General features: G+C 63.5%; 12 protein-coding genes. 6 read left to right on the forward strand and 6 right to left on the reverse strand.

Going from position 1 to position 18,525, the window contains the following annotated elements; genetic code table 11:
* Positions 1–40 precede the first annotated feature (40 nt).
* The gene (locus MU551_RS13360; protein WP_308198307.1) at positions 41–1,387 is read right to left on the reverse strand and encodes an erythromycin esterase family protein; all 1,347 of its coding nucleotides are present in this window, start codon (positions 1,385–1,387) and stop codon (positions 41–43) included.
* A gap of 87 nt (positions 1,388–1,474) precedes the next feature.
* On the opposite strand from MU551_RS13360, the gene MU551_RS13365 reads away from it, so the two are divergent.
* Positions 1,475–3,172 carry a LuxR family transcriptional regulator gene (locus MU551_RS13365; RefSeq protein WP_247045317.1) on the forward strand — a complete coding sequence of 566 codons (1,698 nt, stop codon included), beginning with the start codon at positions 1,475–1,477 and terminating at the stop codon, positions 3,170–3,172.
* Positions 3,173–3,353: 181 nt separating this feature from the next.
* Positions 3,354–4,484: a class I SAM-dependent methyltransferase gene (locus MU551_RS13370; protein ID WP_247045319.1), complete on the forward strand. Its 1,131-nt coding sequence runs from the start codon at positions 3,354–3,356 to the stop codon at positions 4,482–4,484.
* Positions 4,485–4,487: 3 nt separating this feature from the next.
* Here the strand turns inward: MU551_RS13370 and MU551_RS13375 are convergent, their stop codons facing one another.
* On the reverse strand, positions 4,488–4,907 hold the full coding sequence (locus MU551_RS13375) for a VOC family protein (protein WP_247045321.1): 420 nt from the start codon (positions 4,905–4,907) through the stop codon (positions 4,488–4,490).
* Between the two features lie 138 nt (positions 4,908–5,045).
* Positions 5,046–6,071 carry a non-homologous end-joining DNA ligase gene (gene ligD / locus MU551_RS13380; protein WP_247045323.1) on the reverse strand — a complete coding sequence of 342 codons (1,026 nt, stop codon included), beginning with the start codon at positions 6,069–6,071 and terminating at the stop codon, positions 5,046–5,048.
* A gap of 121 nt (positions 6,072–6,192) precedes the next feature.
* Here ligD and MU551_RS13385 point away from each other — a divergent pair, with 121 nt between their 5' ends.
* The gene (locus tag MU551_RS13385) at positions 6,193–6,858 is read left to right on the forward strand and encodes an alpha/beta hydrolase family protein (protein WP_247045325.1); all 666 of its coding nucleotides are present in this window, start codon (positions 6,193–6,195) and stop codon (positions 6,856–6,858) included.
* A 43-nt stretch (positions 6,859–6,901) separates the two neighbouring features.
* Here MU551_RS13385 and MU551_RS13390 read toward each other — a convergent pair whose 3' ends face one another.
* Positions 6,902–9,079: an elongation factor G-like protein EF-G2 gene (locus MU551_RS13390; protein ID WP_247045328.1), complete on the reverse strand. Its 2,178-nt coding sequence runs from the start codon at positions 9,077–9,079 to the stop codon at positions 6,902–6,904.
* A gap of 296 nt (positions 9,080–9,375) precedes the next feature.
* Here MU551_RS13390 and MU551_RS13395 point away from each other — a divergent pair, with 296 nt between their 5' ends.
* On the forward strand, positions 9,376–13,254 hold the full coding sequence (locus MU551_RS13395) for a family 43 glycosylhydrolase (protein ID WP_247045330.1): 3,879 nt from the start codon (positions 9,376–9,378) through the stop codon (positions 13,252–13,254).
* A 188-nt stretch (positions 13,255–13,442) separates the two neighbouring features.
* On the opposite strand, the gene hrpB is transcribed toward MU551_RS13395, so the two are convergent.
* Complete coding sequence (hrpB, locus tag MU551_RS13400) at positions 13,443–16,085, reverse strand: ATP-dependent helicase HrpB (protein WP_247045332.1); 2,643 nt, start codon at positions 16,083–16,085, stop codon at positions 13,443–13,445.
* A gap of 94 nt (positions 16,086–16,179) precedes the next feature.
* Between hrpB and MU551_RS13405 the strand changes: the two genes are divergently transcribed.
* Both MU551_RS13405 and MU551_RS13410 read left to right on the forward strand, forming a co-directional pair.
* Entirely contained in the window at positions 16,180–16,440 is a 261-nt protein-coding gene (locus MU551_RS13405; RefSeq protein ID WP_247045582.1) for a hypothetical protein, read from the forward strand.
* A gap of 24 nt (positions 16,441–16,464) precedes the next feature.
* Entirely contained in the window at positions 16,465–17,061 is a 597-nt protein-coding gene (locus MU551_RS13410; RefSeq protein ID WP_247045334.1) for a hypothetical protein, read from the forward strand.
* A gap of 201 nt (positions 17,062–17,262) precedes the next feature.
* Here MU551_RS13410 and MU551_RS13415 read toward each other — a convergent pair whose 3' ends face one another.
* The gene (locus MU551_RS13415) at positions 17,263–18,276 is read right to left on the reverse strand and encodes a TM2 domain-containing protein (RefSeq protein ID WP_247045336.1); all 1,014 of its coding nucleotides are present in this window, start codon (positions 18,274–18,276) and stop codon (positions 17,263–17,265) included.
* Between the last annotated feature and the right edge of the window lie 249 nt (positions 18,277–18,525).

The following is an 18,525-nucleotide window of genomic DNA, read 5'->3' on the forward strand; positions in this document are numbered from 1 at the left end:
TCCTGATTTCTGGAGGTGCCTTCCCGATCTAAGGGCGCGACTAAAAGCCGCTGGGCTCCGTTTCGAATTCCGGCCCGACGGGTGGACCCTCGTGGTGGAGCGGGCGCAGTGCCCCAGTATGTTCCAGCCAGATAAGCGCGTCATAGCGGGCGCCCATCACGGTCGGAACATAGTTGGCGTGCTCATTTTCCGGACTGTAGACCACGCCTATGGCCCGGTGGCCAAGCCTCCGGGATAACCACGGCCCGGGACGGTCCCTGCCGAATTCCAGGACGGCTGGCACGCCCAGGCAATGGTGCAGCAGGTACTCATGACTTCCAGTCCGGGCCTCCGGCACCCTGACAACCTGTTCACGGGATCCCCAGTCGTCGGCGGCAACCACCGTACCGCCGTAACCAGCGAACCCGACCAGCAGGACGCGGTCCGCTCCGTACCGTTCGCGGATCAACTGGCCAACGTTGACGAGACCGGTACGTGCCATATCGGTCGCCCTGGCATCCCCGATGTGAGAGTTATGCTCCCAGATGATCCCTTTCGACGCCGGATCCAGGTGCTGACGGAGCCGCTCGATGGTATCCACCATGTGGTGGTCACGGATGTTCCACGAGTCACGGCTACCGCTGACCATGGTGCGGTAGTAGTGCTCGGCGTTTGCGGCCACTTCGGCATTCTGCAAGGCGCCAAAAGCGTCGTCGTCGTGATGGTCTATGGCTGCGAGCGCGTGCTTCCGTACTTCCTCAAGCAGCGCGACGACGTCCGTTTCGCAGGTCTCGGGGACCAGCCGCGTGTTCCACGCGTATTCATGCGGATCCTCATGATGCGGCTGGAAACAACGCCAGGCGCGTTTTGCTGCAGGAACAGCTTCCGGAGCGCGCTCTTCCAGCCAGCCGATGGTCTCCCTCAGCGAGTCCCACAGCGAATAGACATCGAGGCCGTAAAAACCCACGCGTTCGGCCAGCGGACGTTCCATGTTCCAGCCGCGAAGCCAGTCCAGGAAACCAGCCACTTCCTCATTGGCCCACATCCACGTAGGCCACCTTTCAAAACCCGCCAGCAAGGCGTGCACTCCGACGTCGAGCCCGCTTTGCCCCTTGACCCAACGGTTGATCCGCCAGCAGTCCGGCCAGTCGCCTTCAACACCGATCCAGCTGTAGCCCTGCTCTTCGATCAGCCTGATGCTCAAGCGGGACCGCCACGTGTAGTACTCGTGCGTTCCGTGGGACGCTTCACCGATGGCCACCAGCTCACACGCCGCGGAGCGCCGCACCAGGCCGTCGAGATCGCGCAGGCCCGAGAGAGGGTGGGCAAGCGCAAGGATCTCCGCCGTAACTGCTGGGTTGACAGTGACGTCGGTCATCCTGGATCCCCTGTATTGGTTGTTTTCCATGATGTTCCCCGCTTGCCCTTCTCACTCCAGCTTCCCGCCACTACGGCCCTCCGTAAAGGGGCCGAGGCCACCGGAATTGAGGATCCCATGACATCCCTTTCCCGCTCATCCGGCGAGCAGTACTCTGGAGGAACCATCCGGAAGCCCATTGACATGACCGAAGTCACGGATCTGATCTCCAGCGCGCGAGCTGCCTTTCTCCGCAAGGACTGGGATACCGCCCGCCGCGGTATGCTCGCTGCCCGGAGCAGCTCCGAACTGGAGACTCCCGAGCTGGAGGTCCTCGCCGAATCCGGCTGGTGGCTGGGAATCGTGCCGGAGTCGCTCGCCCATTCGGAGGACGTCTACCGCCGCCTAAGTGGAACCGGTGATTACTCTGCCGCCGCTATGAAAGCCATCGAGTTGTCCTTGCAGTGGGCCACCCGGGGAGACATAGTTGTTGCTTCCGGTTGGATGAACCGTGCCAGGCGCCTGCTGCGGCAAAATCAGGAAACAGCCGAGTATGGCCATCTTCTGTATCTGGAAAGCTCCCAGTCGATGGATCTCGAGGATGATCCCGGCCCGGCCCGGGAGGCAGCGGAGGTGCTCGACCGCCTCGCCGAGCAGCTGCACAACCCCACTCTGGCCTGCTTCGCCCGTGTGCTCAACGGGCTGGCCCTGGTGCGGGGAGGACAGACGGAAACGGGCTTCAAGGAGCTCGACGAGGCCATGCTTTCTGTTCTGGCCGGAAACATTCCCCCCGTCTGGGCAGGAGACATCTACTGTACTGTTGTGCACCTGTGCCATATTCTTGGTGATTTTTCCCGAATGCGCGCTTGGAACAGTGCTTTGGGCCGCTGGACTGCCGGGCTGTCGGCCACCTTCATCTATGCCGGAGTCACCAGGATCCACGACCTCCAGTTGATCAGCGCGGCAGGCGATTGGGACACCGTGGAACGGGAGATAGGCACCCATAGTGATCAACTCGTGGATGCGCACGGCTGGATGGCCGGCGCCGGATATTACGAGTTAGGGGAAGTGAGACGCCTCCGGGGAAATGTCGAGGGTGCGTTCGCTGCCTACGCCAGTGCCAGGAGTACAGGCGTTGATCCGCAACCCGGAGAGGCACTCCTGCAAGACTCCGCCGGCGAACACGATCTCGCACTCAATCAGCTAAAGGCCGCGATCGGTGAAAGCGGCCCGATCGAGCGGGCACGCCTGCTTCTGCCGGCTATTGAACTCGCGCTTGCCCAAGACCGCAGGCCGCTGGCGGATACCTGGTCTGACGACCTCCAACGCATCGCCGCCAGGTACGGCTCGCCGGGGATCCAGGCGTGGGCCAGGCATGCCCACGGAGCAGTTCTTCTCGCTACAGGTCTGGCGGCTGAGGCGGTCCCCCACTTGGGTTCGGCAGCACGAACGTATCGTGAACAGCGTGTCCGCTACCGCACAGCAAAGATCCATGAGTTGTTGGCTGAATGCCGGCGGCAGCTGGACGAGCCGCACGCTGCCGACGCTGAGCTTGCAACTGCCCTGGCGATCTACCGCCAGCTTGGCGCCGACCCCGACACAGCCCGCCTTGAAGGTGGACCCACTCCGGGAGGACTGACGGCACGCGAAAGCGAGGTACTGTCGCTGGTCTGCAGCGGGGCGAGCAACCGGCAAGTGGCCCAGACACTGGTTATCAGCGAGAAAACGGTGGGGCGGCACCTCGCGAACATTTTCACCAAGATCGGCGTGGAAAGCCGGACCGCAGCTGCCGCGTGGGCCCGGGAACGCAACCTCCCGCCTCGGATCCCCGGCTGAGTCCTGGTCACCGGGCTGGTCAAGCCTCGGGTTGCCGGACCTAGCCAGCCCTTCCTGCACCATTCGCCCCATGCCCCGCAGGCAAAGATGAGGCAGATTCCCGACGCAATGACGGCGTGCGCCCGCGTACTTTCGGATTAACGGACTTGTCCGTCCGTACTGGAGCTGAGGAAGGATCATCATGACCACCTTTGAAGTACCAACAATCCAGGGTTCTGCCGGAACAGCTGAATCCGGGGCCAGCAGTGAGGCAACAGAGGCTGCCGCCGAGAGGCTGGTGGATATCCTTAACGATGGGGCAGCAGCGGTGCTCGCAAGCATTGGCCACCAGACAGGCCTTTTCGACACCCTCGCGACGCTGCCGGCTGCCACCAGTGAGCAGATTGCCGATGCAGCGGGATTGCAGGAGCGTTATGTGCGGGAATGGCTTGGCGGCATGGTTACTGCCGGACTCGTGGAGTATGAACCGGCTTCCCACACGTATCTGCTGGATCCCGCCGTCGCTCCTTCTGTGAGCGGTCCGGGTTCGGAGAACCTTGCCCGGACCCTGCAGTACGTCGCGTTGATGGGCGCGGTTTCCGGAAGGATCGCCGAAAGGTTCAAGGCCGGTGGTGGCCTTGGCTACGAGGACTACCCGGGCTTTGTCCGGCTACAGGCGGAGGAGAGTGGCTCTGTCCATGACGCTTCCCTGATCGACACCATCCTTCCCTTGTCAGGCTGCATAGACCGGCTGCGTACCGGAATCGACGTCGCGGACATTGCCTGCGGTTCCGGACACGCCGTCAACCTCATGGCCCAGGCGTTTCCCGCCAGCAACTTCACGGGGTACGACTTCTTTGAAGAAGGGCTAATTGCGGGACGCGCCGAAGCTTCCCGGCTGGGACTGGACAACGTCCGGTTCGAAACCCGTGACGCCGCAGCTCTGGACATCCATGACGGGTTTGACCTGATCACGGTCTTCGACGCCATACACGACCAGGCCCACCCCGCCACTGTCCTTCGCAATATCCACGAGGCGCTCCGCCCAGACGGGACGTTCCTGATGGTGGACATCAAGGCCTCCAGCAGCCTCGAGAAGAACTTTGAGCTCCCCTGGGCCACCTTCTTCTACGCGATCTCCACGACCCACTGCATGTCGGTTTCATTGTCACAGGGCGGCGATGGCCTCGGAACCGTCTGGGGTGTCGAACTGGCCGAATCCATGGTACGCGACGCAGGCTTTGGGCAGGTAGAGATCAAGGACCTGGAGGAGGACCCGTTCAACGCTTACTTTGTGGCCACAAAGGAGGCTACAGGGGTAGCCGGACACTAACGGCTAGGCGGGCGGCGCACCGGCGGCATTGACCAACCAGGGAACACCGAACTTGTCGGTGCACATCCCGAAGATGTCACCCCAAGGGGCGGGTTCGAACGGGACCGTCACCGTACCGTCTGCGGAGAGCCGGTCCCAGTAACCGCGCAGTTCAGCTTCGTCCTCACCGCTGAGGGACACAGAGAAGTTGTCACCGGGGTTGTAGTTCATGCCGTTGGGTGTGTCCGCGCCCATCAGCACCATTCCCGAATCACTGGTGAGCATGGCGTGCATGATCTTGTCCTGCTCACCAGGATCCTCGCTGGCCTGATACTCGCCGAAAGTACTCATGGTGAGTTCCCCGCCGAAGACTGACTGATAGTACGTCATGGCTTCCCGGGCGTTGTCGCGGAAGCCAAGGTAGGGGTTGAGTCGGGTTGGCATGGCATCTCCTTGGAAACTGATGGGGGCCCGGGGCGGAATCAAGCGGCGCAACGGGCTGGGAACACTTCATATGGTGCCCCAATTCATGTGCCGTTCCTAGACCCCACAGACACTTTTCCGGGGCTTGCCAGCTGGTTTTCAGTCCGCAGCTTTTTTCGCCCGGCTGGGCTGGACGCGCGGTGGTTCACCCGGCATTTTCGGATAGTCGGGAGGAAACGGCAGTTCGCCCAGACCGGCGTCGAGATCCCTCGCCCACCAGCCCAGGAGGGTATCGATTGTCCCCGGCTTTGAATGCATGTCCGCCCAGGGATCGCCGGTTGTCTTCAACCGCTCAGGAACGGTCAGGATAGTGAATTGCCTCGGATCGACACTTTCCAGCTCATCCCATTCAATAGGGCACGAGACCGGCGCATGAGCGAGGGGCCGCGGACTGTAGGCCCCGGCCATGGTGCGGTCACGGTTGGCCTGGTTGAAGTCCACGAAAACCTTCACGCCCCGCTCTTCCTTCCACCAGGCCGTAGTGACCTTATCCGGCATGCGGCGCTCAAGCTCGCGTGCCGCCGCTATGACCGCGTGCCGAACATCCAGGAATTCCCGGGTGGCCTCGATGGGCGCGAACACATGCAAGCCGCGGTTTCCGGACGTTTTGATGAACGCTGTAAGCCCGGCTTCCGCCAGGACCGTTTTCAGCTCGATCGCTGCCGGGACGGCGTCGTCGAAGTCCGTTCCGGGCTGAGGATCCAGATCGATCCGCAACTGGTCGGGGTTGTCCGAGTTGTCCGCCCGGGACGGCCAGGGGTGGAAAACGATGGTGTTCATCTGCGCGGCCCAGACAGCGGCCGCAGGTTCGTCGATGACCAGCTGAGGATGGGTCCGTGCGCTCGGATAGACCACCTTGACGGATCGAATAAAGTCGGGCGCCCCTTTCGGAGGATTCTTCGAGAAGAACTGTTCGCCGTCGATATTCTCGGAGAAACGCTGGAGCGTAATGGGACGTCCGCCGTTTGCAGCCACAAAGGCCTCCCCGACGTCCACCAGGTAGTTGGCCAGATCCAGCTTGGTGATACCAGGCTCCGGCCAGAGAACCCGGCTGGGACTCGATATCCGCATCTCCCGGGGACCGTTCGGACCGTCGACGGTGAGGGTGGTTGCTTCGCTCGCCATGGGAACAACCTACCCCGCAGAAGTATCCACGTCAGCAGATTCGGGCGTCTCTTCCGTGTGGACGGCAGACACTCTTCTGAATCGGGTACGCCCGAACCACGTGTTCAGGCATTATTGAGGAATGCCCGTCCCCCAGATCCCGCTGACCATCTCCGTCGGTGACAGTACAGTTTCCGCAGCGTACGGACGTCCTGACAGTCCCTTCGCCACGCTCGTGGTCGCTCACGGAGCCGGCGCCGGGATGGAACATCCGTTTATGGTCGGCTTCACCACCGCACTGGGCGATCAGGGGGTTGCCACGCTCCGCTTTAATTTCCCGTACCGCGAGGCCGGGAAAAAGTTCCCGGACAAACCGCCGACGGCGATCGCGGCCTGGCGGGCGGCCATGGATGTCGCTTCGCAACATTCGGAAGGTGAACCCCTATGGGCCGCGGGCAAGTCCTTTGGCGGGCGTATGGCGTCAATGGCGGTTGCCGAAGGAATGCAGGCCGCCGGATTAATTTACCTTGGCTACCCCCTGCATCCTCCCGGGAAGCCGGAGAAGATCCGGGACGAGCACCTCTATGGCCTCACGCTGCCCATGCTCTTCCTCCAGGGAACGGGTGACACGTTCGCGACGCCTGCCTTGCTTGAGTCTGTGGTCGCACGGATCGGCGACGCGGCAACGCTGAACTGGGTGGAGGGCGGGGACCACTCCTTCGCTGTCAAGGGCTTCAAACGCAGCCCGGAAGAAGTGGGGGCATCCCTGGCGAAGCCTGTGGCAGATTTCCTCCGCACCCATACCTGAGGTCTGCCCCCTGATGCTGGGGCGCGTGGCGGCTTCGGCGGGGTCAGGTTTTCACCGATGCGGGAATCGCGTTCGGAGGGACCGGATCATGGCGCAGGTACCGTCGGCGGAACCGTCCCGTGCCTGCCGTCAGGGCACGCAACTCGACGGCGTATTTCAGCAGCTCCTGGTCCGGAACCTCGGCACTGATCTCGGTCATGTCGTCCACCGACGTTGTTCCCGTCAGTCTCCCCCGCCGCGCCGACAAGTCACTCATCACTGCACCGACATAATCATCTGACACGCTGATGGTTACGGCTGACACCGGCTCAAGCAGTTGAATACGGGTGGCGGAGGCTGCCTCACGCAGGGCAAGCGCTCCGGCAGCCTGGAAGGCGGCATCTGATGAGTCAACGCTGTGGGTCTTGCCGCCCACGAGCGTGACGCGGATGTCCACGACCGGGAACCCGGCCGCCACCCCTTTTTGCATCTGGGTCCGGACACCCTTCTCCACAGACGTAATGAATGGCCCGGGGATCACGCCGCCAACTGTTTTGTCCACAAATTCGAAACCGGACCCGCGATCCAGTGGCTCCACCTCGACGTCGCAAACGGCGTATTGCCCGTGGCCACCGGACTGCTTGACATGCCTGCCGTGGCCAGCCGAGGGTGCCGCAAAGGTTTCGCGCAGCGGAGTCACGACCTCCACGGTCAGCAGCTTCACTCCCTGATCCCGCAACCGGTCCAGCACAACCTCCGCGTGGGCCTCCCCCATGCACCACAGGATCAGCTGGTGGGTTTCGGAGTTGCGTTCCACCCTAAGGGTCGGATCACCGGCCGCAACCTTGCCCAGGCTTTTCGCAAGGGCATCCTCGTCGCCATGGGAAGCCGCCTCAATGGCAACAGGCATCATGGGTTCGGGCATATCCCAGGCCTCCACCAGCAATGGCCGTTCACGCGAGGAGATGGTGTCCCCGGTTTCGGCGTTCCCGAGTTTGGCCAGCGCGCAAATGTCACCGGCAATGCAGAAAGGCACGGACCGCAGGGATGCGCCGATGGGAGCGTACAAGTGGGTGATGCGCTCGTCACTGTCGTGATCCAGATGGCCGCGATCCGCCAGCCCCCGCCCGCCGACGTGAATCGCCGAGTCCTCCCGCAGCGTGCCCGAGAAAATGCGCACGAGGCACACACGTCCCAGGAACGGATCGATGGTGGTCCTGACCACTTCGCCCACCAGCGGCCCCTGGGGATCGCAATTCAGCTCCACCGTGGAACTGCCATCAACCGTCCTGACAACCGGAAGCTCACGCTCTGCCCCCGACGGAAAACCGCCACGCAGGACCTCGAGCACTTCCAGCATCCCTACGCCCGATTCAGCGGCGGTTGCCAGCACTGGAAAGAAGGAACCACGGGCGACGGCGGTCTCCAGGTCGGCGACCAGGACCTCGAGGGGAACCTCTTCACCGGCCAGGTACCGGTCCATCAGCGTTTCGTCCTCGCTTTCGGCGATGATTCCTTCAATGAGCGCTCCGCGGGCCTCTTCTGCGACGGCCAGTTCGCCGTCGTCGACTTCCCGTACCTGGCGCTCCCCGCTGCCGTTGGCGTACGTCGAGACGGTCCTGGACAACAGGCCGAGCAGGCTGATGGATCCGCCTCCGGCGGGCAGCGGCAAATACAACGGCAGAACCGCATCGCCGAAGGCTCGCTGGCAGGCCGCCAAAGCTGCGTCGAAGTTGGCGCGCGGATGATCAAGCCGGCTGATCACCACTGCACGCGGCATCCCGGCGGCTTGGCATTCCCCCCAAAGCGCGATCGTGGCGGTGTCGATGTCGTCAACTGCTGAAACGACGAACAACACGGCGTCCGCGGCCCGGAGCCCTGCACGCAGCTCGCCAGTGAAATCGGGATAGCCGGGAGTGTCCAGCAGATTCACTTTAATGTCTTCGAAGACCACGGGCACGACGGCGAGCGCGACTGAGCGCTGCTGATGAATCTCGGAGGGGTCGGCGTCGCTCACGGTGGTACCGTCGGCTATCGATCCCATTCTGGTGATGGCACCGGTGGCGGCCAGCAGGCCCTCCACCAGCATCGTTTTTCCGGCACCTGAGTGCCCGACCAAGGCAACGTTGCGGATTTGTTCCGGATGTTCGGCCGGCGACCACGTGGAGGCGTCGGAGCGGCGCGGGTCCCCGTTGCCCCGGCCTGAACTCCTCGCCGGGCTCTTTGCTCCTTTTCCCGACATGTGTATCTCCTGCGTGTGTCCGTCCGCCTTTTGTCTTTGTTAAGGATTGGACACCCTCAGGTACCTGAACAGCAAGAGGGCCCGCGCAAGGCTTGGGCAAGGTGCGTCCCGGCTGTGGCTTCGGTTCCCTGAAAGCCTGCCACTGAGGAAGGTTTGCTGTTCTGGTGTGATCATTTCCGTTCGGAAGTGTGCTTTTTGTTGTTTCGAGGCAGACCGCAGGATTAGCTGTGGGCGGGACAAAACGGGTGCGACGACGCACCCGCGAAACAAGACCGCATGCACCTGGAGAACCAATCATGATCAGACCCAGAGTCCGGGCCGCCCTGGCCGCCTTCGTGACGGTGGCCACCGGCCATCTTGGTATTGCAACGGCGCATGCCACCGAGCTTCCACCTCCCGCCCCGCCCAGCACCTTCCTGCTCGCCTTCGGCTCAAACGCCGCGGGGCAGACGACTGTTCCTGAAAGCCTCGCCAGGGAACCACTGAAGGCCCTCGCCGCCGGAAACGGTCACACCATTGCCCTGACCAATGCTGGCCGGCTCGCAGCGTGGGGCAGCAACGTGCAGGGGCAGTCGACGGTACCGCTTATCGCTGACCGGAAGTTTATGGCGATTGCCGCCGGCGCCAGCCACTCCCTGGCCCTCAGCACTGACGGGAAAGTCATCTCTTGGGGCGGAAATACGTCCGGTCAGGCAACTGTTCCCGAAGCGGCCCGCACCGGAGTTGCTGCCATCTCAGCGGGTGGAAGCAACTCTCTGGCACTCAAAACGGACGGAACCCTGGTGAGCTGGGGTGACAACGCCTTTGCCCAGAACCAAATTCCCGCACCCTTGGCAGGACAAGCCATAAAGCAAATAGCCACGGGCGCCGGGTTCAACGTGGCGTTAACGGCCGAGGGCAAGGTGACGGCCTGGGGCAGGAGCGATTATGGACAGATCGAGCTTCCCCCAGCTCTGGGCACAGCGAACATCAAGGCCATTTCCGCCGGATTGACACACTCGCTGGCTCTCACTGATACAGGGGCAGTGCTGGCGTGGGGCTCGAACACCTACGGGCAGCTCAACGTGCCGGCTGAGCTTGGTTCCGAAAAGGTGACGGCAATCGCGGCTGGCGGCTACCACAGCCTCGTCTCCACCGAGTCAGGAAAAATCTTCGCCTGGGGCGAGAACAACGCGGCGCAAAGCACAGTTCCGGCGGGATACGGACCCAGGATCGTGGCGATGGCAGCCGGGGAAGCGCACAGCGTGGTCTTCACCCGGCCGGACGACGACGGCGACGCTGCCGCCGTCGTTCTTCCTGGTTCCCCAGCAGGCGGGGCACCGTTGGATCCGGCAACAGAGATGACCGGCTTCCTAACTGCAGGCGTCACTGCCGTGGCGTATCGCGCCATGCCGTATCTTGCGGGTGCAGCCCTGCTTCTGCTCGGAAGCTGTTTGCTGGCTACTTGCTCAAAGCGGCCCCGCCGCTCCAGGCGGGTTGTCGGTGCGGCGTTGACTGCCGCCGTCGGTGCGGCACTGCTGGTCCCGGCGTCACCGGCACTGGCCGAGGAACCCGTTTCCATGCCGAAGCCAAGCGTCGAACAGCTGGTGGCCACCAACGGCGTCCTGTACTTTGCCAACAGCGGCGCCACCGTGACCGACAAGGTGGCGCCCGAAGACACCATGGGGATCTACCAGTCCCGCTCGGACCAGGCCTTCGGGCCGGACGCCAAGACCGGCGGCAGCTGGGGCTTCGTTTCCGACGCCTACTCGAATCCCAAACGCAACACCAACAGCACCCTCGGTAAATACGACTCAATCCTGTATGACGCGCCGCCCGCAGGGTCGGTTCTTTCAAGCCGGGCGGTGAAGTACGACTTCGCGCTCCCCAATGGAAACTACGACGTCACCTTCGGCTTCAAGTTGCCCGGCGGCTGGGCCGGACGAACCTTGGACCTTATGGCGGAAGGGCAGGTCCTCGGGACGGCAGCCACGAGCGGCACCGCGCTGGAGAAGACCTTCAACGGCGTGGCCGTTAGCGACGGAATCCTCAACCTGCAGGCGCACAGCCAGGCGGGACGTACCAACTCGTTCCATGATCCGGCGCTGAACTTCATTGTGATCAGGCAGCCGTTGGACTACACGCCGGAACTACTGGCGGAGAAAATCCGTCAGGCGACGCTCACTCCGGAGCAGGCATCCCTGTATGCCGCCGACTCAGTAGCTGTCCTCAAGGAGAAGCTGGCGGCAGCACAGTCCCTGGTGGACGCGGGCTCCGCTGACATCTCCGCGAACAAGGCGGCCTACGAGGCTGTTGGTGCAGCCACGGCCGGGCTGCGGAAACTTGTCACCTACGATTCCTTCAACCCGGGCCAGCCTTGGCTCGATACCAATGGCCGCGCCATCCAGGGCCATGGAGGCCAGGTGATCCCGTCCAAAGACGCGCAGGGGCGGACCATCTACTACTGGTACGGGGAAGACCGTACTCAGGGCTATCAACCCATGGCCGGCCTTCACGGCTACTCCTCGTACGACCTCTACAACTGGAAGGACGAGGGACTGGTCCTGAAGACTGCGGAAACCCGGGCCCAACTGGACACGGACCCCTACTTCAGCGCTCTCTACGCCGACTACACCACGCATGAAAAGGATGCCGTCTTCAGGGATTTGGACAGCAAGGGTGTGGGCAACGCGGTGGGCCGCGCCATCGTCCTTGAGCGCCCCAAGGTGATGTACAACGAGTCAACCGGCAAGTGGGTTCTTTGGGTCCACACGGATGGACCGTCGACAACCTCGAATGCGCAGTATGCCAAGGCAACCGCCGGTGTCGCCGTCTCGGACACCCCGTTCGGCCCCTTCCGGTACGTGGACAGCTACCGCTTGGACCGCATTCCCGCGGACAACCCCAACAACCAGTACCCGTCGCAGCTCGGAATGGCCCGCGACATGAACCTCTTCAAGGACGATGACGGCACCGGCTACATCATCTATTCCAGCGAAGAGAACCGCACCATGTACGTGTCCCGGCTCAACTCCAGCTACATGTACCTGAACGTACCGTGGCACCGCTCGGTGGACGGGGTGGACTTCAGCCGCAACTTCCAGGGTGTTGCCCGTGAGGCGCCTGCCATGTTCAAGTACGACGGCACGTACTACCTGATCACCTCCGGCGCCACCGGCTGGGATCCCAACCCTGCACGGTACGCCACGTCCCCCACACCGATCGGGCCATGGACACAGCACGGCAGCCCAGCCGTCGGACCCGGCTCAGAGACAACCTTTCGCACGCAGAGCACCTCAGTGATCCCGATTGATCCTGCGGCAGGAAAATTCATCTACATGGGCGACCGGTGGATACCTTCGGACCTCGGCAACTCACCCATGGTGTGGCTGCCGCTCACGTTCGGAGCCAACGGGGACCTGAGTTTCCGATGGACGGACCGCTGGACCCTGGCCGACCTTGAAAACCGAGGCAAGTTCAGTGTGGACATGGCGATGCCAGCCAGTGTTCCGTTGGGTTCGGGATCCTCTGCGCTGCCCGCCACTGCGGTTGTCACCCAGAATGGAAGTTCGACGACGTCGGCAGTCACCTGGAGCGGCGCAGACTTCTCCGTACCGGGCTCGGCGACGGTGACTGCCACGTTCGCCTCCAACGGCCGCACTGCAAGCTACACCGTCCTGGTGGTGCCTTCCGGACTGGTCTACTTCGCCGATCCGGGGTCCACTGACACGCCTGACTACGCCGCGATCCGGGCGGCGGCATCGGAGGCTGGAGCACTCTCAAATTCGAGCAAGGACCAGCCTCTGGGAGCCGATCCCGGAACCGGCAAGACGTGGGGCTACGACAATCCAGGCACCGCCACGGTGGGCGGCGACAACATGTTCGGCACACTCCGGTATGTGACCAAGGAGTCCGCACGGAAGGACGTCAGCTACGTGTTCGGCGACCTTGAGGCTGGCGCCTACACCGTATACGTGGGGCTTTACGACCCCTGGGCACAATACGCGCCGAACCGGGCCGCACGGATCAGCATCAACGGCACCGTGGTTGATGCCAGCAGGCGGATCAGCGGAACCAACACCACAATGAAATACGCCGGGCACTCCTCTGACGGCGAAGGGAAACTCAAGGTGAATCTGGCGCCCACCACTGCCGACGACGTCCAGGTCAGCTGGATCATGGTGGTCAAGGGGTAGGAGCTATCCCCTAACCCGAACCCTCCCTCACCTTTCGCAACGAAATCCTGAACGCTCCCTCACATCTCGCAAACCAAACCCTCCCTCGTGGGAAGGTTTGTCGCGAAACGTGAGGGGGCGTTACCCAAAAACCCGCGAAACGTGAGGGAGCGTCCCCATTTAGGGCGCGAAACGTGAGGGAGCGTGGCCTACATCCTGGACTTCAGCTTCGCGGTAGCGGGCGCCGTCCACGGATCCTCGGGCCAGGGATGCTTCGGATAGCGCCCTCGCATTTCAGAGCGCACCTGCGTGTAAGGACCGGACCAAAAGGAAGCGAGGTCGTCCGTGACAGCCAGCGGCCGCCCGGCAGGCGAAAGCAGATGAAACAGGACCGCCACCTTGCCGCCTGCCAAGTGCGGTGTTTCTGCCCAGCCGAAGCACTCCTGCAGCTTGACGGCAACCACCGGCCGGCCGCCGTCGTCCCCCACATCCGGGTAGCTGATCCGAACCCGGGAACCGCTGGGTACTTCGAGCCACTCCGGCGCGAGCTCGCCCAGCCGCGCAGCTTCCGGCCATGGCAGCAGTTGCCGCAAGGGTTCCGTGATGTCGATTTTGTTCGTGGGCGTTCCAACGGCCAATGCTTCCAGTTCGGGCGCCAGCCATTCTTGCAGTCGTGCCAGCAGGGCCGGTTCGGATACATCGGGCCAGGGACTGCCCACTTCCCGGTGCAGCAAGGCGAGTCGACGACGCAATCCATCTGCCGCCGTCGACCATCCGATAGTTCCCAATCCTTCGTTCTTCAACGCCCGAGCAACGGCCGCCCGTCCCTCCTCCGGCGAGGGGCGCACCGGGGTCGATGACAACGTGATCGATCCCAGCCGGCGTTCCTTCCGGGCCGTCATGCGGCCCTGGCTGAGCTGCGCTTCTACCGTTTCGCTCAGGAGATGCCGGCCGGCGGCCTCCGCCAGTTCCTGGGACAGCGGTGCTGCGGAACGGATGACGGCGCCGGTACCGGCGGCGTCGCGGCCTTGGGCGCGCGACACCTCGGCTACTGCCAGCCATTCGTGTCCGGACAGCCCGCTGCCGGCAGGCAAACCCGCCCGGGTGCCCGATGAGAGCAGGTATCGCTCCGGACCTGGGCCCGGGACACGGCGCGCCAGACGATCCGGAAACGCAAGGGCGACGACGAACCCGACCGCTTCCGCCGCGCTCGCCGATGCAGCGTTCTCCGCCGTAAGGGCCTCAGGCACGACGCCGGGTGCTTCCTGACGAACGATGGTTTCCATCCGGCGGACGTCCTCGGCCCAGCGTCGGGCGGCCGGGTCCGTACCGTTCCGCAGCTCGGCGAGAAGCCGGGTGAGATCAGAGGCGGGTGCACGCTGGTCGCCTGAAACGACCGCGACGGTTTCTGCAGCCATCCGGCGGCCCACGGCAGCTGACCCGTCCAGCAGCGCGCGTCCTAGCCGGGGATCAGCGGGTATCCGTGCCAGCGTCTTGCCGAGGTCCGTGGCGTGACCATCGGATTCAATCGCGCCGAGTTCCCGGAGGACTTCCATGGCGTCATCCATCGCGGCTTGAGGCGCCGCATCAGGAAGCGCCAAGCCGCGGCCGCCCGGCGAGCCCCAACAGGCAAGTACCAGAGCGGCACCGGTCAGGTCAGCGACGGCGATCTCCGGAGTCTGGTGGGCAGGTGCGGCGCCGAAGGTCTTTTGGTCATAACACCTGACTACCCGGCCGGGTCCTTGGCGGGCCGCACGTCCGGCGCGCTGGTTCGCAGAGGCGCGGGAACATGACACAGTCACCAACCCCGTCATGCCGCGGTTTGCATCCCTTCGCGGTTCCCGGGAGAGCCCGGCATCGATCACCAGGCGGACCCCGGGCACGGTCAGGGACGATTCCGCGAGCGCCGTCGAAACGATAATCCGTGGGGGTTCGCCGGGTTTACGCCCGGAGACTGCCCGGTCCTGCTCCGTCGGGCTAACCTGCCCGTGAAGCTCCAGGACCTCGGCACTCCCCTTCCCGCGCAGCCGTGAGGCCACATACGAGACCTCCCAGGCCCCCGGCAGGAACACCAGCGCGTCGGTGTCCTTGCCTGTGGCAAGTGCCCGGCCGTGCGAGCCCGCGGCAGTGTCCGCCACGTGGTCCAGGAAAGCGCGGGTGATTCCCCTGTCGTCCAGCCGCGGCAAAGCCGCCGGTGCCCATTCCACTTCCAGGGGGTACAGCGCGGACGGACAGTCGACAACCGGGGCAGGCCCGCCGTCGTCGTGATTCCCTTCCTGGACATTTCCCAGCAGGGCGGCGAACCGGGGCGCGTCCAGCGTGGCGGACATCGCAACAAGCGTGAGGTCACCCCGGAGTTGCCGGACCTCTGCGAGCATGCCGAGCAGCAGGTCTGTTTCCAGGCCGCGCTCATGAACTTCATCAAGGATTACTGCGTCGGCCGACTCCAGCCCTGGGTCCGCGAGCAGGCGGCGCAGCAGGATCCCAGGCGTGACAAACTCGATCATCGTTTCGGGACCCGCCTGGCGTTCACCGCGGACGGTGTACCCGACGCGGTTCCCCACACGGCTGCCGTCCAATGAGGCAAGGCGCCGGGCCGCCGAGCGGGCAGCCACCCGCCGTGGCTGGGTGACCACGACATGAGGATGGCGGTGCCCCTGCGGCTGGCCTGTAACCCGAGCCGAGGCGAGGTTGGCGAGCAGCGGAGGAACGAGCGTGGTCTTGCCGGTACCCGGAGGCGCCTGCACCACGGCCGTCCCCGCCGGACCTCCCGCCCGCAGCTCTGTGGCAAGCTCCTCCAGAGATCCGGCAAAAACCAGGCCGGCGCCGATGGCAGCAAGATCGAAGGTCATCCGTCCATTGTGCCCGCAATCCCGGGCACCGATCCCAGCGGTACTGCCACATAGGCGACAATGGAGGTCATCCATCATGAAAGCGGGACCACCATTGATTCATCTCCAGCAGGACTCCGAAGGCTATATCCGGATGAACAGGCACTTCCCCGGCAGCGCAGCCATATCCATCACATTTAATGACGGGAGCGAGGAAGCAGTTGCCGGCACGAGGCTCAACGAGGCCTACGACGAAGCCCTGGCTGTGTACCGCGCCCAGAATCACCTGGACGCCAAGGGGTACTCCCGCGGCCCTAAGAAGAAGGTCCAAGCCGGTATCGATTTCGTCCCGGTTCACCCGGGTATGTCTAACTAGCTCGAAGTAGGGGGCGGGATTCCTGTGCAGGTCCTTCCGCGCATCACGGTAGAGGTTCCGGTCCTGAGCATCGGCCGCGGGCCCTCGGACTACGAGCACCTGGGCCGTTACGTCGACGCATTGCGCCGGCCGCAGGCGCTGCACATGACACTCCTGCATATCGGCATCCTGGAGGACTTCAGCCACGACGTCGCCGACTGGACCAAAGGGGTCACCGGTACAGAAGCTGCCACTCGCAAGACCGTGGCCTGGTTGCAGGCGCTGCCCGTCCTGGGGAGCTTCTCCGGATGGGCCGCAAGACTGATCGTACTGGGCGGTGGGAACGTGAGCGGCCTCGAAGTGGAAGTTCCCGCCTATGTGCATGACTTTCAGGTCTCCCTCGTCAAGGCGCTGCACGAATTGCTGGAGGAACTGCTCGTGGACAATGTCGACGACTTCATCCTCAGCTCCCGGGCACTTGGCTACCGGTACCCGCGTTGGACTCCCCATGTTGCCGTCGGCCGCCCAAAGACGAGGGGCGGTGAATCCTGGGAGATTGAACCTTTAGCCGTTGAGTTCGGCGAGTCGCGTATCAGGAACCGCCGCTTCCTCCCGCTGTTCGACGCCGGCCAGGGTACCTGACAACGCTCCCTCACCTTTCGCCGGTTTAGACGAGACCCTCCCTCACCTTCTGAATGAGCGTCGGGGGTTCAAGGGCGAAAGGTGAGGGAGCGTCGGAGGTTTAAGGGCGAAAGGTGAAGGAGCGTCGGAGGTTTAAGGGCGAAAGGTGAGGGAGCGTCGGAGGTTTAAGGGCGAAAGGTGAGGGAGCGTCGGCTTGGGGGGCTACTGCGGAGCCGGAGGCGTGATGCTGAATGTGGCCGTCTCGTCGCCAATATCGTCCTTAATCGTGATGTCGGTCTTGCCGTAATCTATGTCCCAGGTGACAATGCCATGGACTTTTTGACCGACTGCAAGCTCTTCCCCGAAAGGCAGATTGGCCTCGTCCGCGTTCAGGTAGAGCACTTCGCCGGTTTTGCCGGTTGGAGAGACTGCATCGAATTTGAAGGCGTTAGGTGACGTGGTCCCGGTCAGAGTCTCCCAGATGACTTCCAAGAGGAGGAATCCGCCGTTGGCCGGTACGGTGTCGGGCTGGGAAGCGATCCGCTTGGTGTAGAGGGCATCATTGACGGTGACCTTTGCCGTGTTGCCATCCGACATGGTCACCAGGATCTCGTTCTCCCCGGCGGACGTTCCCTTGGCGGCCGTGGTCGGAGCCGTCGAGGTCTTATCTGTGGTGTCGCGGGCGGCGGCAGACTGTGAGGCTTCAGCCTTTCCCACCTGCTCCGCTGCAATGCCCAGGGCTGCAAGGGACATCATCATGCTCATGGCGCCGACGATGACACCGAGAACCCAGACGGCGCCGGTGATTATCCACGCCTTCGCCTTGTGTTCCGGGTAGCCTTCGAGGGGGCGGCCGTCCTTGTCCCTGGCATTGCCGGTCAGGACAATGATCAGATCGACAATGGACCAGATTCCGAGTCCGCCGCCGGTCAGAAGTTTTGCAACGCCGGTGCCGATCTTTCCGAGGTAGAAGCGGTCTACGCCGAGGCCACCCAGCAGCATGGAGAGAATCCAGGTGGTGATGAAGGACTTCCCCGGACCCGCACTGTATGGGCCCTGTCCGTAGGGACCCGAATCGTAGCCGGGGTGGTAGGCGCCCTGCTGTTGGTACCCGCCCTGCTGCGGGGTGGGCCCAGTCTGGCTCGGATCACCGAATGTGGTTGGTGCGTAAGGGGGTGGCGGAGCGCCTGTCCCTGCATCGTTCTGTGACGGAGGAGGGGAACTGGGATAGCTCATAGATGTCCTTTGGTGAGTTGATAAAGGGTGCGACACGTATTAAGTCTCTCGATTAGAATAACCCACTTTTGAAGGGGATCCCGGCATGGCCTGAGCGTTCAAGGCGCGACACCTCACCGGAGCGGAACGGTGTTCCGAAGGCCCCGCAAAAAGCTTCCCGGGTGCCATTGGGCGCACCAAAGTCGCGGCTCCGGGCTTGTAGAAACCCGACAATATTCCGGCAGCGTAGGGAAACTAGCGTCGGGTGTG

The sequence above is a fragment of the Arthrobacter rhizosphaerae genome, from assembly GCF_023062595.1.
GTDB classification, from domain to species: domain Bacteria; phylum Actinomycetota; class Actinomycetes; order Actinomycetales; family Micrococcaceae; genus Arthrobacter; species Arthrobacter rhizosphaerae.

What these genes read in the sequence shown, in the direction of transcription:
- MU551_RS13375 (WP_247045321.1), bottom strand. Translation starts at nt 4,907, where the DNA reads ATGCCAACCCGACTCAACCCCTACCTTGGCTTCCGCGACAACGCCCGG.
- MU551_RS13395 (WP_247045330.1), top strand. Translation starts at nt 9,376, where the DNA reads ATGATCAGACCCAGAGTCCGGGCCGCCCTGGCCGCCTTCGTGACGGTG.
- MU551_RS13360 (WP_308198307.1), bottom strand. Translation starts at nt 1,387, where the DNA reads ATGGAAAACAACCAATACAGGGGATCCAGGATGACCGACGTCACTGTC.
- ligD (WP_247045323.1), bottom strand. Translation starts at nt 6,071, where the DNA reads ATGGCGAGCGAAGCAACCACCCTCACCGTCGACGGTCCGAACGGTCCC.
- MU551_RS13385 (WP_247045325.1), top strand. Translation starts at nt 6,193, where the DNA reads ATGCCCGTCCCCCAGATCCCGCTGACCATCTCCGTCGGTGACAGTACA.
- MU551_RS13370 (WP_247045319.1), top strand. Translation starts at nt 3,354, where the DNA reads ATGACCACCTTTGAAGTACCAACAATCCAGGGTTCTGCCGGAACAGCT.
- MU551_RS13390 (WP_247045328.1), bottom strand. Translation starts at nt 9,079, where the DNA reads ATGTCGGGAAAAGGAGCAAAGAGCCCGGCGAGGAGTTCAGGCCGGGGC.
- hrpB (WP_247045332.1), bottom strand. Translation starts at nt 16,085, where the DNA reads ATGACCTTCGATCTTGCTGCCATCGGCGCCGGCCTGGTTTTTGCCGGA.
- MU551_RS13365 (WP_247045317.1), top strand. Translation starts at nt 1,475, where the DNA reads ATGACATCCCTTTCCCGCTCATCCGGCGAGCAGTACTCTGGAGGAACC.
- MU551_RS13415 (WP_247045336.1), bottom strand. Translation starts at nt 18,276, where the DNA reads ATGAGCTATCCCAGTTCCCCTCCTCCGTCACAGAACGATGCAGGGACA.